This window comes from Burkholderia sp. USMB20 (assembly GCF_000949135.2).
Lineage (GTDB): Bacteria > Pseudomonadota > Gammaproteobacteria > Burkholderiales > Burkholderiaceae > Burkholderia.
Genome location: NZ_JTAN02000019.1, coordinates 698,714 through 715,015 on the forward strand (window position 1 = coordinate 698,714; position 16,302 = coordinate 715,015).

Annotated in this window: 17 protein-coding genes and 1 pseudogene; 2 read left to right on the plus strand and 16 right to left on the minus strand. The window is 66.3% G+C overall.

What is annotated here, in order from left to right; translation table 11 throughout:
* Positions 1-38 precede the first annotated feature (38 nt).
* The 5 genes from PL79_RS27805 to rfbB are packed head-to-tail and all read right to left on the minus strand — an operon-like array spanning position 39 to position 4,333.
* Positions 39-938, minus strand: a complete 900-nt coding sequence (locus PL79_RS27805) for a glycosyltransferase family 2 protein (protein ID WP_044846284.1) — start codon at positions 936-938, stop codon at positions 39-41.
* Positions 939-1,838: a dTDP-4-dehydrorhamnose reductase gene (rfbD, locus tag PL79_RS27810; RefSeq protein ID WP_044846285.1), complete on the minus strand. Its 900-nt coding sequence runs from the start codon at positions 1,836-1,838 to the stop codon at positions 939-941.
* On the minus strand, positions 1,831-2,382 hold the full coding sequence (gene rfbC / locus PL79_RS27815; RefSeq protein ID WP_044846286.1) for a dTDP-4-dehydrorhamnose 3,5-epimerase: 552 nt from the start codon (positions 2,380-2,382) through the stop codon (positions 1,831-1,833). The genes rfbD and rfbC overlap by 8 nt, the downstream gene beginning before the upstream one ends.
* Positions 2,367-3,260: a glucose-1-phosphate thymidylyltransferase RfbA gene (gene rfbA, locus PL79_RS27820; protein ID WP_044846287.1), complete on the minus strand. Its 894-nt coding sequence runs from the start codon at positions 3,258-3,260 to the stop codon at positions 2,367-2,369. Before rfbA ends, rfbC begins: the two co-directional genes overlap by 16 nt.
* A gap of 11 nt (positions 3,261-3,271) precedes the next feature.
* Positions 3,272-4,333, minus strand: a complete 1,062-nt coding sequence (rfbB, locus tag PL79_RS27825; RefSeq protein WP_044846288.1) for a dTDP-glucose 4,6-dehydratase — start codon at positions 4,331-4,333, stop codon at positions 3,272-3,274.
* A 334-nt stretch (positions 4,334-4,667) separates the two neighbouring features.
* On the opposite strand from rfbB, the gene PL79_RS27830 reads away from it, so the two are divergent.
* Positions 4,668-5,507 (plus strand): symmetrical bis(5'-nucleosyl)-tetraphosphatase, encoded by an 840-nt coding sequence (locus tag PL79_RS27830; protein WP_044846289.1) that lies wholly within the window; start codon positions 4,668-4,670, stop codon positions 5,505-5,507.
* Between the two features lie 33 nt (positions 5,508-5,540).
* On the opposite strand, the gene PL79_RS27835 is transcribed toward PL79_RS27830, so the two are convergent.
* The 8 genes and pseudogenes from PL79_RS27835 to PL79_RS27870 form a co-directional block, all read right to left on the minus strand.
* A complete protein-coding gene (locus PL79_RS27835; protein ID WP_044846290.1) occupies positions 5,541-6,398 on the minus strand; it encodes a lysophospholipid acyltransferase family protein in 858 nt (285 codons plus the stop codon).
* Between the two features lie 19 nt (positions 6,399-6,417).
* Complete coding sequence (locus PL79_RS27840) at positions 6,418-7,704, minus strand: dihydroorotase (RefSeq protein WP_044846291.1); 1,287 nt, start codon at positions 7,702-7,704, stop codon at positions 6,418-6,420.
* Between the two features lie 52 nt (positions 7,705-7,756).
* Positions 7,757-8,788: an aspartate carbamoyltransferase catalytic subunit gene (locus PL79_RS27845; protein ID WP_044846292.1), complete on the minus strand. Its 1,032-nt coding sequence runs from the start codon at positions 8,786-8,788 to the stop codon at positions 7,757-7,759.
* A 74-nt stretch (positions 8,789-8,862) separates the two neighbouring features.
* Positions 8,863-9,378, minus strand: coding sequence for a bifunctional pyr operon transcriptional regulator/uracil phosphoribosyltransferase PyrR (gene pyrR / locus PL79_RS27850; protein WP_044846293.1), 516 nt, complete (start codon positions 9,376-9,378; stop codon positions 8,863-8,865).
* A complete protein-coding gene (ruvX, locus tag PL79_RS27855) occupies positions 9,365-9,814 on the minus strand; it encodes a Holliday junction resolvase RuvX (protein WP_044846294.1) in 450 nt (149 codons plus the stop codon). The genes pyrR and ruvX overlap by 14 nt, the downstream gene beginning before the upstream one ends.
* Positions 9,811-10,389, minus strand: coding sequence for a YqgE/AlgH family protein (locus PL79_RS27860; protein WP_044846295.1), 579 nt, complete (start codon positions 10,387-10,389; stop codon positions 9,811-9,813). Before PL79_RS27860 ends, ruvX begins: the two co-directional genes overlap by 4 nt.
* 182 nt (positions 10,390-10,571) lie before the next feature.
* Positions 10,572-11,860 (minus strand): annotated as a pseudogene (locus tag PL79_RS27865) (hypothetical protein).
* 103 nt (positions 11,861-11,963) lie between these two features.
* Positions 11,964-12,134 carry a rubredoxin gene (locus PL79_RS27870; RefSeq protein ID WP_004186709.1) on the minus strand — a complete coding sequence of 57 codons (171 nt, stop codon included), beginning with the start codon at positions 12,132-12,134 and terminating at the stop codon, positions 11,964-11,966.
* A 254-nt stretch (positions 12,135-12,388) separates the two neighbouring features.
* Here PL79_RS27870 and PL79_RS27875 point away from each other — a divergent pair, with 254 nt between their 5' ends.
* Positions 12,389-13,255, plus strand: a complete 867-nt coding sequence (locus PL79_RS27875) for a hydroxymethylpyrimidine/phosphomethylpyrimidine kinase (RefSeq protein ID WP_044846297.1) — start codon at positions 12,389-12,391, stop codon at positions 13,253-13,255.
* A gap of 170 nt (positions 13,256-13,425) precedes the next feature.
* Here PL79_RS27875 and groL read toward each other — a convergent pair whose 3' ends face one another.
* The 3 genes from groL to PL79_RS27890 all read right to left on the minus strand — a co-directional run bounded on the left by groL (position 13,426) and on the right by PL79_RS27890 (position 16,288).
* On the minus strand, positions 13,426-15,066 hold the full coding sequence (groL, locus tag PL79_RS27880; RefSeq protein WP_044846298.1) for a chaperonin GroEL: 1,641 nt from the start codon (positions 15,064-15,066) through the stop codon (positions 13,426-13,428).
* A 46-nt stretch (positions 15,067-15,112) separates the two neighbouring features.
* A complete protein-coding gene (gene groES, locus PL79_RS27885; protein WP_014897904.1) occupies positions 15,113-15,406 on the minus strand; it encodes a co-chaperone GroES in 294 nt (97 codons plus the stop codon).
* 372 nt (positions 15,407-15,778) lie between these two features.
* Positions 15,779-16,288, minus strand: a complete 510-nt coding sequence (locus PL79_RS27890) for an SRPBCC family protein (protein ID WP_044846299.1) — start codon at positions 16,286-16,288, stop codon at positions 15,779-15,781.
* Between the last annotated feature and the right edge of the window lie 14 nt (positions 16,289-16,302).

Consider the following 16,302-nt stretch of genomic DNA (forward strand, 5'->3'; position numbering starts at 1 on the left):
AATAGGTTTGAAATAGCGGGACAGCCCGTGCGATACGGTTATCGGGCACCAGTCCGGCCGATTGCGCCATGCCAGAGCCCGAGCAGGGACATCCGCAGATGGTCGAGTCGCGGCGTCATGAAGATGGCATAGATCGCGAGCCTGACCGGCAACTTGACGAACTCGGTCGATTTCCACGTCAACGGAACATACCGGCGCTTGAACAGCGCAATCGCGTTACGGAACATGTAATAGTGGCGCAATGCGTTGTGCCCCGGGTACTTTCGTCCGAATACGCGAACGGGTTCACCCCCCAGTTCGTGGGAAAGCCGGAAGGCGGGAACGCCCAGCACCGCATACCCCTTCGCTCGCGCCCTGATGCACCACTCCAAGTCGACGAAGTCGATGAACAGTCCCTCGTCCATCGGACCGACTTCCCGCCAAGCAGCCAGATTCAGGCACGAACCGGAACTGATCAGGAAGTCCACGTCCACAGGACGGGTTCCCGTCGGCGGTACCCGCTTGAGCTTGAAATAGCCGAATCGAACGAATGGCACGACGCCTCCGAGGCGACGGTCGTCGTAGGCCGGACCGGCCAGCGCGACACGCGTGCCGCTAGACAGCTCGCGTGCGAGCACCTCCGGCAATCCGCGCAAGAGTTCACTCTCCGGTTCGCTATCCTGGTCGAACAGCATCGCGAATTCGCACCCCAGTTCGATCAAGCGCTCGACCCCTTGGTTGAACGCCTCGCCAACCCCCCGATTCTCACCGTTCGCGATATAGATCGCGCTCGGGTCGAGCCCTAACGACGCGGCAGACACGGCGCGCTCGGTGTTGTCGACCACCACGCACGGTCCGAATTCGCACAGGCGATTCGCGCGGACCACGCAGTCCGCATCCGGTCGATAAAAAACGACAACGTAGCCAGTCGTTCCGCGCGGTGCGGAAGCGTTAGTCATTCAGGCATCCAGGCAAAGCTTGAGCGCATCGCCCCATGCAGGCATGCGCAGTCCGAACGTCTGCATGAGCTTTTCGCCCGACATGCGGGAATTCGCGGGCCGCTTCGCCGGTACCGGGTATTCGCTCGCCGGAATCGGTACCGTTCGCGGCGCCTTGTCACCCAGCGACAAACGGAAAATCTCTTCCGCGAAGCCGTGCCAGGACGTTTCACCGCCTGCGGCGAAGTGGTAGATACCGGAGCGCTCACGCCACCATTCGGGCGAATCAGCCGCCAGCCCCTGCGCAACGACGTGTGCCGTGACGGTAGCGATTGAGTTCGACCACGTGGGTGCGCCGATTTGATCCGCGACGATTTTCAATTCCGGACGCTCACTGCCGAGCTTCAGCATCGTCAGCAGAAAGTTCTTGCCGCGCCGCCCGTAAACCCAGCTCGTCCGCAAGATCAAATGCGCACACCCGGTCGCAGCGATCGCCTGTTCGCCCTCGAGCTTGGTCAGACCATAGACGTTCTGCGGGTTGGTCGCATCCGTTTCGACATAGGCACCCTCTTTGGTGCCGTCGAACACGTAGTCGGTCGAATAATGAACCAGCGCCGCGCCGATGCGGGCTGCTTCCTCCGCAAACGCGCGCGGCACATCGGCGTTCAGCCGACGTGCGGCATCGACGTCCGTCTCCGCCTTGTCGACCGCCGTATACGCGGCCGGATTCACGATGATCGACGGCTTCAGCTCGCGAACGATGCCGCGGACCCGATCAAGATCGGACAGATCGAGCATCGAACGGTCACATGCCACGACGCGCCCCAGGCCTTGCAGCGAGCGCAGCAGTTCGAACCCGACCTGCCCGTTCACACCCGTCACGAGAATCGTCGGTTCAGGTTTCACACCCACCTCACGCATAGACTTCGGCTTCGCTCAAACGCTTGCCGGCCGCATCCTTCGCGGCCAGCAGCGGTTCGAAATCGATCGGCCACTCGATCCCGATTTCGGGATCGTTCCAGACGATGCTCCGCTCGTGCTCGGGGAACCAGTAGTCGGTCGTCTTGTAGAGGAACTGCGCGGCCTCCGACAGCACGACGAACCCGTGCGCAAAGCCGGGCGGCACCCACAGTTGTCTATGATTGTCGTTCGACAGCACCACACCGACCCACTTGCCGAAGTTCGGCGACTGCTTGCGAATATCGACCGCGACGTCGAACACCTCGCCCTCGACGACGCGCACGAGCTTCCCCTGCGCGTGCTGGATCTGGTAGTGCAGCCCGCGCAGCACGCCCTTCGACGAGCGCGAATGGTTGTCCTGCACGAATTCGATGCCGGGTTCGACCTGCTCGGCGAATTCCTTCCCGTTGAAACTTTCGTAGAAGAACCCGCGCGCGTCGCCGAACACCTTCGGCTCGATGATCTTGACTTCGGGCAGCGCCGTCGCCGTTACTTGGATGGCCATGCGACTTGATCCGTGAGAATGTTCTTGAGGTACTGCCCGTACGCGTTTTTCGAGAGCGGCTGTGCCAGCTTCAGCACTTGCTCCGCATCGATCCAGTTGCGGCGGTAGGCAATCTCTTCCGGGCACGCGACCACGAGACCCTGCCGCTTCTGCAGCGTCGCGATGAAGCTGGCCGCCTCGATCAGCGAATCATGCGTGCCGGTATCGAGCCACGCATAGCCACGCCCCATGATCTCGACATTGAGCGCACCGTCCTTCAGATACCGCGAATTGACATCGGTGATTTCCAGCTCGCCGCGCGGCGATGGCTTGATGTCGGCCGCGATGTCGCACACCCGGTTGTCGTAGAAATACAGGCCGGTCACCGCGTAGTTCGAACGCGGCTGCGCCGGTTTCTCTTCGATCGACAGCGCGCGGAACGACTTGTCGAACTCGACGACGCCATAACGCTCCGGATCGTGCACGTGATACGCGAACACCGTCGCGCCGGCTTCCTGCGCGTGCGCACGCTCGAGCTGCTTCGCGAGATCGTGGCCGTAGAAGATGTTGTCGCCGAGGATCAGCGCCGACGGATCGTTGCCGACGAATTCCTTGCCGATGATGAACGCCTGCGCGAGGCCGTCTGGCGACGGCTGCACCGCGTACTGGATGTTCATGCCCCACTGGCTGCCGTCGCCGAGCATCGACTCGAAGCGCGGCGTGTCCTGCGGCGTTGAGATGATCAGCACGTCGCGAATGCCTGCGACCATCAGCGTCGACAGCGGGTAGTAGATCATCGGCTTGTCGTACACCGGCAGCAGCTGCTTCGATACGACGTGGGTGATCGGATACAGCCGCGTGCCCGAACCGCCCGCCAGGATGATGCCTTTACGTGCCATCGTGTTTCTCCTCAGCTGCGCTTCGCATAGTTGGTTTCGACCCACTTGCGGTACTCGCCCGACGCGACTTCGTCGGCCCACACCTGGTTGTCGAGATACCAGTCGACAGTCTTTGCCAAGCCCGTTTCGAACGTTTCCGCGGGCTTCCAGCCAAGTTCACGCTCGAGCTTGCGCGCATCGATCGCATAGCGGCGATCGTGGCCCGGGCGATCCGTCACGTAGGTGATCTGGTCGCGATACGAACCGGCCGCCTTCGGGCGCGCCTTGTCGAGCAGATCGCACAGCGTATGCACGACCTCGAGGTTCTTCTTCTCGTTCCAGCCGCCGACGTTGTACGTCTCGCCCGGCACGCCGCGCGCGAGCACTTCACGGATCGCGCTGCAGTGGTCGCCGACATACAGCCAGTCGCGCACGTTCTGGCCGTCGCCGTACACGGGCAGTGGCTTGCCGGCGAGCGCATTCGCGATCATCAGCGGGATCAGCTTCTCGGGGAACTGGTACGGGCCGTAGTTGTTCGAACAGTTCGTCGTCAGCGTCGGCAGGCCGTACGTATGATGGTACGCGCGCACCAGATGGTCCGAGCCCGCCTTCGTTGCCGAATAGGGGCTGTTCGGCGCATAGGGCGTCGTCTCGGAAAACTGCGGATCGGTCGCCGACAGCGACCCGAACACCTCGTCGGTCGACACGTGCAGAAACCGGAATGCCGCCTTGTCGGCGTCGTTCAGGCCGTTCCAGTATTGGCGGGTCGCCTCCAGCAGCGTGAACGTGCCGACAACGTTGGTCTGCACGAAATCGGCCGGGCCGTGGATCGAGCGGTCGACGTGGCTTTCGGCTGCGAAGTGCAGGACCGCGCGCGGCTTGTGCTCGGCGAACAGTGCGTCGAGCGCGGTACGATCGCAGATGTCGACGCGTGCGAACACATGGTTCGGATTTCCGTCCAGCGACTGCAGCGTACGGAGGTTGCCTGCATAAGTCAGCTTGTCGACATTGAGCACTGCCTCGTCGGAATCGCGCAGCCAGTCGAGTACAAAGTTGGCACCGATAAACCCTGCGCCGCCCGTAACCAGAATCATGAGGTTCCCTCTCGTAGGGCGCGGCCCGCACTATCGGGCGCTGGCCGCGTCAAATTTGTCAGTATTGTGTTCGGTACATCAGACCGGGAATTTTAACCGTTCAACATGTCCGCCAAAGTCATGAAATGCTAATTTTGTTCGGGAAAACGACAATTATAGGGAGCCGCGCGGCGCAAAAGCCATGCTGCTAACAACTTGATACAGCGCTCCGCACCCTTGCCGGCAACGGAATTTCCCACCAAATCAAGCGCATTTCCGCGAACATCGACCCAAAAATCACGCTGAATTCCGATTACTTTTCTTTTTTCCGGGAAACCCGCAGGATCCGCCCCTCATGACCCGCACCCCCATCGCCATCGGCGACATCCAAGGCTGTCATTCAGCTTTCCAGTCGCTGTCCGAAAAGCTTTCAGCCCCCGCCGACACCCCGCTATGGATCGCCGGCGACATCGTCAACCGCGGCCCCGACTCCCTTGCCGCGCTGCGCGCGCTGGTCGACCTCGGCCCGCGCGCGACCGTCGTGCTCGGCAACCACGACCTCCATCTGCTCGCGGTGTCAGCCGGCATCCGCACCGAACGCCCGGGCGACACGATCGGCGAAATCCTCGACGCCCCCGACGCCGACGCGCTGCTGGACTGGGTCCGCCACCGCCCGTTCGCGCACTTCGAAAACGACATGCTGCTCGTGCACGCGGGCGTACTGCCGCAATGGGACACATCGCTCGCGCTCGAACTCGCGGACGAACTCCAGCGCGCACTGCGCGCCCCCGACTGGCGTGACACGCTTCAAGGCCTGTACGGCAACGAACCGAATCAATGGAGTCCGAACCTGAAAAAACGCGACCGGATGCGCGTCGCGTTCAATGCGTTCACGCGCTTGCGGTTCTGCACGCCCGATGGCGCGATGGAGTTCAAGACGAACGGCGGCCCCGACAGCGCGCCACCGGGCTACCTGCCGTGGTTCGACGTACCGGCGCGCCGCACCGAAAACGTAACGGTCGTGTTCGGGCACTGGGCCGCGCTCGGCCTGATGCTGCGTGACAACGTCGTCGCGCTCGATTCGGGGTGCGTATGGGGAAATCAGCTGTCGGCCGTGCGACTGACGGCCGACCCGGCACAGCGTACGGTCACGCAGGTGCAGTGCGACGCGTGCCGCACGCCGGGCGGCGAATGACCCGCACGCGCGGCGTGCGGGCGGAATGAAACATCACCCCTCCCGCCCCGGCACCGGCTCCTCGGCCGCCGCCTCACCCGCCGCACCGCCACCGAGCTCGGTCGCCGGATACGCATGCTTCTGCAGCTCCGCGAGCGACTCGGCCGACGGCTTGCCGACCTTCTCCTGCAACGTCGCCAGCGCGGCGGCGATCGCATCGCGGGCCGCCGCCGACGTCGTGCGCCGATCACCGCCCGGCGCGATCGGCTCGCACACGTAGAGATGCGCGACGAGCGGGCCGCCGCGCAACACCATGTCGAGCGACGTCCCGAGCGACAGTTCGCCCGTATAGGCCGGCGCGACCGACTGCCGCCGCTGCGCGTCCTCGTACATCAGGCAGACCGGCTGCACCGCGCAGCCGGCCGACACCGCGGCCTGGAACAGGTTCGCATGGAACGGCAGCAGCCCCTGCCCGTCCGACGTGGTGCCTTCCGGAAACACGCACATCAGCCCGCCGCCGCGCAGGCGCTCGGCCATCTCGTGCATGATCCGCATCGCCTCGGTACGCTTCTCGCGCTGCAGGAACACGGTATCGAGCTTCTCGGCGAGCCAGCCGACGACCGGCCACTGCCGCACCTCGGCCTTCGACACGAACGGCGTCGGCCGCCATGCGTTGATCGCGTAGATGTCGAGCCACGACACGTGATTGCCGACCACGAGCGCGCTCGCGTCGAGCCGCGCGCCGTCGTTGTGGACGACGAGGCGCATCCCGCAGATCCGCAGCATCTTGAGCGACCAGCGGCGCGTCATTTCGGCGCGGCGCGCGGGCGTGACATGCGAAAAGCGCAGCGCGACGATCGCCATGCCGCGCAGCAGGTGAAAGACGAGACGCAGCTTGCGAAGAGCGGTCATGGCGAAGATCCGGCTGGGTTCAGTGACGCTCGAACGCGACCTGCCCCGCCACGAGCGTCGCACGCACGCAGGCCGGCAGTTCGTAGCCGAGGAACGGCGAGTTGTGGCCCTGGCTCTTCAGCACGCGCGGCTCGACGCGCCAGTGCGCGCGCGGGTCGAACACGCACAGGTCGGCCGCGCCGCCTTCGGCCAGGCGGCCCGCCGGCAACTGCAGCACGTCGGCCGGCGCCGCCGTGATGCGGCGCAGCGCCTGCGCGAGCGGCGTGTTCGTTTCATCGGCCCACTTCACCGTGAGCGACAGCAGCAGTTCGAGCCCCGTCGCGCCCGGCGTCGCTTCGGCGAACGGCAGCAGCTTCTCGTCGTCGTCGACCGGCGTGTGATCGGAGCAGATCGCATCGATCGTGCCGTCGGCGAGCGCCGCGCGGATCGCTTCGCGATCGCGCTCGCCGCGCAGTGGCGGGTCCAGCCGGAACTGCGAATCGAAGTAGCCGATGTCGACGTCGATCAGGTGCAGGTGGTTCACGCCGACGTCGCACGTCACGGGCAGCCCCTCGGCCTTCGCTTCACGCACGAGCGCAAGGCCGGCCGCGGACGACAGGCGCGCAAGGTGCACGCGTGCGCCCGTCACGCGCATCAGTTCGAAGATCGTGTGCAGCGCGATCGTCTCGGCCGCGACCGGCACGCCGGACAGCCCGAGCCGCGACGCGAGCGCGCCGCTCGCGGCGACGCCGCCGCGGCCGATGAACGCGTCGAGCGGACGCAGCCACGTCGTGTAGCCGTAGGTGCTCGCGTATTGCAGCGCGCGCAGCAGCACCTGCGTGTCGCGCACCGGCACGTTCGCATGCGTGAAGCCGACGCAGCCCGATTCGGTCAGCGCGACCATCTCGGTGATCACTTCGCCCTTGAGGCCGACGGTGAGCGCGCCGAGCGGATGGACGTTCGCCTGGTGCAGGTTGCGGGCACGGAACTTGAGCATCTCGACGAGGCCCGGCTCGTCGAGCACGGGGTCGGTGTCCGGCGGGCACACGAGGGTCGTCACGCCGCCCGCGACGGCCGCGGCCATCTCGGACGCGAGCGTCGCCTTGTGCTCGTAGCCGGGCTCGCGCAGCCGCGCGCACAGGTCGACGAGACCGGGGGCGACGATCAGGCCCGACGCGTCGATCGTCTTGTCCGCGTCGAAACCGGCCGGCGCCGTACCTGCTGCCGCGAGCGCGGCGATCTTGCCGTCCGCGACGAATACGTCGGCCTGCCGCTCGGTGCCGGCGACCGGGTCGATCAGCGTGCCGCCTTTGATATGAATCTTCATGCGCTGTCTGTAAATGCGTTGATTGCGTGAATAAGGATGCGCGAAAGCGGGCTCAGTCGCTGTTGCCGGCGACGATGCCCATCACCGCCATCCGCACGGCGATGCCGAACGTGACCTGGTTGAGGATCACCGACTGCGGGCCGTCGGCGACCTGCGAGTCGATCTCGACGCCGCGGTTCATCGGGCCCGGGTGCATCACGATCGCGTCGGGTGCGGCGAGCGCGAGGCGCTCGGGCGTCAGGCCCCACGTCTTGAAGTATTCCTGCGCGGACGGCAGCAGCGCGCCGCTCATCCGCTCGTTCTGCAGGCGCAACATGATGATCACGTCGACGCCCTTCAGGCCTTCGTCGAGGTTGTGGAACACCTTCACGCCCATCTGCTCGAGGCCGCCCGGCAGCAGCGTGCGCGGGCCGATCGCGCGCACTTCCGGCACGCCGAGCGTGGTGAGCGCGTGGATGTCCGAGCGCGCGACGCGCGAATGCAGGATGTCGCCGACGATCGCCACGCGCAGCTTCGTGAAGTCGCGCTTGTAGTGACGGATCGTGTACATGTCGAGCAGGCCCTGCGTCGGGTGCGCATGACGGCCGTCGCCCGCGTTGATCACGTGCACGTGCGGCGCGCAGTGCTCGGCGATCAGGTACGGCGCGCCGCTCGACGCATGGCGCACGACGAACAGGTCGGCATGCATCGCCGACAGGTTGTTGATCGTGTCGAGCAGCGACTCGCCCTTGCTCGTCGACGACGCGTTGATGTTCAGGTTCAGCACGTCGGCCGACAGGCGCGTCGCGGCGATCTCGAAGGTCGTGCGCGTGCGCGTCGAGTTCTCGAAGAACAGGTTGAACACCGACTTGCCGCGCAGGAGCGGCACCTTCTTCACCTCGCGGTCCGTCACGCTGACGAACTGCTCGGCCGTGTCGAGGATGTGGTTGACGATCGAGCGCGGCAGGCCCTCGATCGACAGCAGGTGTTTCAACTCGCCGTTTTTCGTGAGCTGCGGGTTGCCCTTCAGGAAACCGTAGCGGAACCGCTCGGGGCTCGCGGCCGCGGCGGGATTGCCGGTGCGGCCAGTGGTGTCGGTGGTCATGGTGTGCGTGATTCCAACTATGCAAACGGGCCGCGGTACGAACCGGCGGCCCGGGATACGGTTGCGCGGTTCGCTCAGGCGCCGTGGGCCTCGATGCGCAGCGTGAGCTGCGCGGCTTCGTCGCGCGCGAGCACGAGCGTCGCATCGGCCGGCACGTCGACGGTGCCGCCCGCGAAACGCGCGGCGACCGGCAGTTCGCGGCCGCCGCGATCGGCGAGCACCGCAATCTCGACCGCGGCCGGACGGCCGTAGTCGAACAGTTCGTTGAGCGCGGCGCGCACGGTGCGGCCGGTGTACAGCACGTCGTCGACGAGCACGATGCGCGCGCCGTCGACCTCGAACGGCAGCGACGTGGGGCTTGCCTGGCTGTGCAGCCCCTTCTTCGCGTAGTCGTCGCGGTGCAGCGCGACGTTCACGACGCCGAACCCCGGCGCGCCGAGATCGCGCGCGAGGCGCTCGGCGAGCCAGGCGCCGCCGCTGTGAATGCCGGCGAGCCGCGGGCCGCCCGGCTCGGCGAAGGCCGTGCCGTACGCGTTGCGGATCTGGTCGAGCAGGACGCGGTAGAGCGCGTCGGCATCAATGGTGCTCATAGTCGGACAATTGATCGAGATACTGTTGAAGGATCACGCGCGCGGCCTCGGCATCGAGCATCTCGGCGCGTGCGCGCCCGCGCACGTTGCGCTCGCGCAGCCCGGCCTCGGCCTCGACCGACGAATAGCGTTCGTCGACCCACGTGACGGGCAGCCCGAAGCGGCCGTTCAGCTGGTTGCCGAAACGCTTCGCCTGCTGCGTCATGTCGTGCGGCGTGCCGTCCGGATGCATCGGCAGGCCGACGACGAGCGCGTCCGGCCGCCATTCGGCCAGCAGTTCGCCGACCGCCTTGAAGCGGTGCTCGCGATTCAGGTTGGGAATCACGACGAGGGCGCGGGCCGAGCGCGTCAGCGCATTGCCGATCGCGACGCCGATCCGCTTCTCGCCGTAATCGAACGCCAGGAGCGTCGCATCGCGCGCGCTCGCGCCGCTCATGCGTGCCCTGCTTCGCCGGACAGCATCGACGAGCTGACGCCGAGCAGGCCAAGTGCGGCTTCGAAACGCTCCTCGGCCGGCGTGTCGAACACGATGCGCGGATCGGCGGCGACCGTCAGCCAGCCGTTGCGGGAAATTTCTTCCTCGAGCTGCCCGGCGCCCCAGCCGGCGTGGCCGAGCGTCAGCAGGAAGCGCTTCGGGCCGGTGCCCGTCGCGACCGCCTCGAGCACGTCCTTCGACGTCGTCATCTCGAGCCCGCCCTCGACCGACATGGACGAGTTGTAGTTCGCGCCCTCGACCGGCTCGTGCAGCACGAAGCCGCGCTCGGTCTGGACCGGGCCGCCGAAGTACACGGGAATGTGCAGCAGCGGCTCGATGTCGAGCTTCAGGTCGATGCGGCTGAACAGCGATTCGAGGTCGATGTCGGTGGGCCGATTGATGACGAGGCCGAGCGCACCGCGCTCGCTGTGATCGCAAAGATAGACCACCGTTCCCGAAAACGTCGGATCCGCCATGTTCGGCATGGCGATCAGGAACTGGTTGGTGAGATTGATGCGATCGGAAGGCTTTGACATGGTTTGAATTTTAGCAAAGACGCCGCGGCCTGACCGGGCCGCGATCAACAAGCAACGCCGCACGACGCTGGCAACGACGCGCGCGGATCACATGGCACTCTAACACGCGCGCGGGCGCTGTCGGCAGCGTGTTGCCGGCCCGCGTGGCAAGGGCTGCCGCCGCGGTCGCGCCCCGTTGCGCATCAGGTCCGGGCGAGCGCCGCGCCGAGCGCCTCGGACGCCGCGGTCAGGTCCGGCGGCGCCACCCCTGCGGCGATCTTCAGCAGCGCGCCGCGCAGCAGGTCGGATGCCCGGCCGTGCGCGTCGAGCCCGCCGTCGGCGAGCGGCAGGCCGTGTGCGGCACGGCGCCACGCGAGCCCGAGCGTGTCGGCCAGCAGCGCCGCGTGACCGAGCCCGAGCGCGCATGCGGCCGTACCGACCCGGTAGGCGGCCGCGGATGCGCGCCATGCGGCCCCCGCATCGGCCGCACCCGCATCGACGGCCAGATCGGCCATCGACGCGTCGGCCGTCTGCAGGAAATCCTCATACGCGTGCGCATTGACGGTCACGACGCCGAGCATGCGGGTGGGCGCCGCCGCGACCGCCTCATGCTCGGCCTGCGCGGCGCCGGCTTCCCACAGCGCCTCGGACGCGGGCGTGCCGGCGACGTGCCAGTCGACGGTCAGTCCATAGTCGTGCAGCACGTCGACGAGCGCGACGTCTTCCGCGGCCGCGCCGAACAGCGCGAAATCGCGCCACAGCAACGCAACCGTCTCGCGCACGAGCGCCGGCGGCGCGCTGCGCCTGCCCTGCGCGTGCTCGCCGAGCAGCAGGTTGGTCCGTGCGAGGAAACGCTTCAGCTCGGGCGCGGCGCACGCGCGCAGCGCGCGCACGCACGCGGCGGCGAGCCGCCAGAAGTCGTACGGCGCGTCGTCGGCCAGCGCGGTCAGGGTCGTGTCGAGCTCGTCGAGCGCCGCGTCCGGCGTGCCGTGCGGCGCCCGCAGCACGCCGAGCAGCGCCTGCTCGTAACGGGCCCGCGCGCGGCTCGCGAATGCGTCGGGCAACGCGCGCAGCGTCGCCGGCGGCGTCGCGCGCCCGACGAGTGCCAGCGCGTCGAGCGGCACGCTCGCGTGCAGGTCGGCCGAGCTTTGCGCACGCAGCGCACGGAAATGGTCGAACAGGACGGGCGAGCAGGCCAGCTCGCGAAGATTGGGCGCCCGACCGCCGCGCTGAAATCGCGCAACGCGAGCGCCGGCGGCGCAAGCCGGTTCGGCGGCGACGAGCGGCACCGCGGCGGCGAGTTGCCCGAATCGGCGGCCGGCAGCCAGCCGGCTCTCCGCAGCACGGCGGCAGCGGCCGACAGCGGCGCGGCCGGTCGTCGCGACGCTCGAATGCGTCGGCGCGCCGCGAGCCACGCGTCGCCGCGCGCACGCCCCGCCGCGCGGGTTGGGTAATGCGTCAGGGTGGGAACGTTCGCCGGATCGGCCGTCATGGACACGCGCGCCTGTCATCGTCAAGTCGCTCGCGCCGGCCTCGGCGCGCAAGCACCGGGCAACCGCGAGGCCGCAGCCGGGTGTCCGTTGGCCGAGGTCCGGTCAGATCTGGACCATCTCGAAGTCTTCCTTGCGAGCGCCGCATTCGGGGCACGTCCAGTTGATCGGGACGTCTTCCCAGCGCGTGCCCGGGGCGATGCCCTCTTCGGGCAGCCCGGCTTCTTCGTCATAAATCCAGCCACAAATCAGGCACATCCAGCTCTTGTATTCCATCTTAAGCCGCGTCGGGAAAAGTCGGTAAATTCGGGAGCCATGATGGTACCGTGTCGGGGCCGGACTGCCTAGCAATCGCGCTGGAGTACGGCGACTACGTTGCGCTGCGCTAAAAAATCCGTCGTGCGGGCCGGATTCCGCCGCATAATGGCTGGAAAGTGCGGCCTGCCGGGCAACACAGGGCCCAAACGCCCACTTCGCCTCGCCGTCCGCAGTTCCGTCGCTTCCCCGTTTTTTTCTTGCCCCATTTTTACATGTCCAGCAACGCCCCTCCGATCGTCCTCACCTTCGGCCTGTCCGATCCCACCGGCGGCTCCGGCCTCCAAGCCGATCTGATGACCCTGGCGAGCATGGGCTGCCACGGCGTGTCCGTCCTGACGGGCTATACCGTGCGCGACTCGGCCGCCTGCGACGAAGTGACCGGTCTCGATCCCGATGTCGTCGCCGCCCAGGCGCGCATGCTGCTCGAGGACATGCCGGTCGCCGCGTTCAAGATCGGCGCGGCGACGCGCGCGGAAGTCGTGAGCGCGATCGCCGAAGTGGTCGCCGACTACGACGGCGTGCCGCTCGTGCTCGCGCCGGACTTCACGCTCGACGACGAGCACGTGCTCGCCGCCGACGACCTGCGCGAATCGATCGCCGACCTGCTCGCGCCGCAGACGACGCTGCTGGTCGCCGACCACGCGACGCTGATCGCGCTCGCGCAGCCGGACGGCGATGCCGAGGCGCCGAATCTCGACGCGGCCGTGTCGCACCTGCTGTCGCAGGGCTGCGAGTACATCCTGTCGTCGGAGACGGGCTCGCACCGGCTCGTCAACACGCTGTACGGCGAGGAAGGCCAGCTTCGCGAAGACATGTGGGATCGCTCGCCGCACCGGTTGATGGGCATCACCGATACGCTCGGCGCGGCGATCGCGGCACTGCTCGCGAATGGCCAGGAGCCGCCCGAGGCTGTGCGCGAGGCGCAGGAATACCTGTACCAGGCCGTGCGCGACGCGTTCCGGCCCGGCATGGGCGCGTACCTGCCCGACCGGTTCTTCTGGGCCCGCAGCAACGATGAGGAAGGCGGGCGCCCGGTGACGGAAAGCAGCAAAACCTCACCGCGGATCGCCCGGCATTGAACCCGCACGGCGGCCCTGCGCCGCCGTTGCACGCGGCTCACCCTCGCGCCGGGGCGGCATGTCCGCCCCTTTTTACGCGCACATAAAAAAAGACCCGCATCGCTGCGGGTCTTTTTCTTTGGCTGGAGCGCGCATCGCTGCGCGCCCCGGACACCATCGACCGAAGTCGATTACATGTCCATGCCCATGCCGCCCATGCCGCCCGGCATGCCACCCGGCATCGGTGCGTCTTCCTTCGGCAGTTCTGCGACAGCTGCGTCCGTCGTCAGCAGCAGGCCAGCAACCGAAGCTGCGTTCTGCAGTGCGGTGCGCGTGACCTTGGTCGGGTCGACGACGCCGGCTTCAACCATGTCGACGTACTCGCCCGTTGCTGCGTTGTAGCCGTAGTTGCCCGTGCCTGCAGCCACTGCCGCCACCACGACGCTCGCTTCTTCGCCGCCGTTCGTGACGATCTGGCGCAGCGGCTCTTCCATTGCGCGCAGCACGATCTTGATGCCGGCGTTCTGGTCGGCGTTCGCGCCGGTCAGGCCTGCGATCGCGGTGCGAGCGCGGATCAGCGCAACGCCGCCGCCTGCCACGATGCCTTCTTCCACAGCTGCGCGCGTTGCGTGCAGTGCGTCTTCGACACGTGCCTTCTTTTCCTTCATTTCGACTTCGGTCGCAGCACCGACCTTGATCACTGCCACGCCGCCGGCCAGCTTGGCCACGCGCTCTTGCAGCTTTTCACGGTCGTAGTCCGACGTCGCTTCTTCGATTTGCGTGCGAACTTGCTTGACGCGCGCTTCGATGTTCACGGCTTCGCCTGCGCCGTCGATGATCGTCGTGTTTTCCTTGCCCACTTCGATGCGCTTCGCCTGGCCCAGTTCTGCCAGCGTTGCCTTCTCGAGCGTCAGGCCGGTTTCTTCCGCGACGACTTGACCGCCGGTCAGGATCGCGATGTCTTCCAGCATCGCCTTGCGACGATCGCCGAAGCCCGGCGCCTTGACCGCAACGGTCTTCAGGATGCCGCGGATGTTGTTGACGACCAGCGTTGCGAGCGCTTCGCCTTCGACGTCTTCTGCGATGATCAGCAGCGGACGGCCAGCCTTCGCGACTTGCTCGAGTACCGGCAGCAGATCACGGATGTTCGACACCTTCTTGTCGTGCAGCAGCACGAACGGGTTGTCGAGGACGGCGACTTGCTTGTCCGGGTTGTTGATGAAGTACGGCGACAGGTAGCCGCGGTCGAACTGCATGCCTTCGACGACGTCGAGTTCGTCAGCCAGCGACTTGCCGTCTTCGACGGTGATCACGCCTTCCTTGCCGACCTTGTCCATCGCTTCAGCGATGCGATCGCCGATCGACGTGTCGCTGTTCGCCGAGATCGAGCCGACCTGTGCGATTTCCTTGTTCGTCGTGCACGGCTTGCTGATCTTCTTCAGCTCTTCGACAGCCGCTGCGACTGCCTTGTCGATGCCGCGCTTCAGGTCCATCGGGTTCATGCCCGATGCGACGTACTTCATGCCTTCGCGAACGATCGATTGCGCGAGGACGGTTGCCGTCGTCGTGCCGTCGCCTGCGTTGTCGCTGGTCTTGGAAGCCACTTCCTTGACCATTTGCGCGCCCATGTTCTGGAGCTTGTCCTTCAGCTCGATTTCCTTCGCGACCGACACACCGTCCTTGGTGACCGTCGGGCCGCCGAAGCTGCGCTCGAGCACGACGTTGCGGCCCTTCGGACCCAGCGTGACCTTGACTGCGTTGGCGAGAATGTTCACGCCTTCGACCATCTTCGAACGGGCGGAATCGCCGAATACGACGTCTTTAGCTGCCATCTTCTAACTCCTTGAATTCTTGGGAATATGTACCGTCGGTGGACGCTTACTGCGCGTTGACCACGGCCATGATGTCTTCTTCGCGCATGACCAGCAGTTCCTGGCCGTCGACCTTGACGGTCTGACCAGCGTACTTGCCGAACAGCACGCGATCGCCGACCTTCACGTCGAGCGCGATCGCCGCGCCCTTGTCGTCGCGCTTGCCCGGGCCGACCGCGAGGATCTCGCCTTGATCCGGCTTCTCAGCAGCAGCTTCGGGGATCACGATGCCCGAGGCGGTCTTGGTTTCCTGATCCAGGCGCTTGACGATCACGCGATCGTGCAAAGGACGAAGGTTCATATTCACTCCTCTCTTGACTGAGATTGAAGAACGCTTAGGGAATCTGCCCGGCGGGTCGCCCGGCAGAGAATTGTTAGCACTCTCGTGCAGCGAGTGCTAATTATATGGACGGGTTTTGACAAATTCAAGAAGGGGAGCCGGAGGTTTTTTCGTGCGGGGCGGACCGGCGAGAAAACGGGGATAAATCAAAAAAGATCATTCAAAACAAACACATACACGTCAACCTCGCACACCGGGCGCGGACGGGATACGGGATATCCCGACCATCGCCCCAATTTGACACGGGGCAGGCACCGAGTTCCCGCGGTCGTCCGGTATCGCATGAAAAGGGCCGCTCGGACGCCAACGAGGCCGGGACAGAACGCGAGATCGTCACATGTCCGGACAGCCGGCGACCGGCTGGAACGTCCGGCCGTCGGTCTCGACCGTCGCGCCCAGCCGGCGCGCGAGCCCTTTTGCGCCTTCGCGCATCACGACGTCGTGATTCCAGGCGAACAGCGGGCGCGCGACCGGCTCCAGCCAGTTCATCCAGCGCTCGCGCGTGCGGATGTGCCAGTCGTAGCGCACGACGGTGCGCGTGCCGTCGCCGGCGAACGACCAGCGGCCGTCGCCTTCGATCGCGCCGCTCGCGCGACCTTCGAGTACATGCAGCCGCTCGACGCGCAGCACGCGCATGTCGAAGGTCAGCCGGTACGGCAACGCGCCTTTCCACGTGTAGCGCTGCAGCGCGCCGACGCCGCGCGCATCGCCGGGTTCGATCTCGACGGTCCGCACGGCGCTCTTCCACCAGTCGGGCCAGCGATCGACCTGGTAGATCGCGTCCCAGACCGCCGCGAGCGGCGCGTCCACGCGCCACGTCGTCGAAAACCGGTATTCCGCCATGCTGCCTCCGGCAG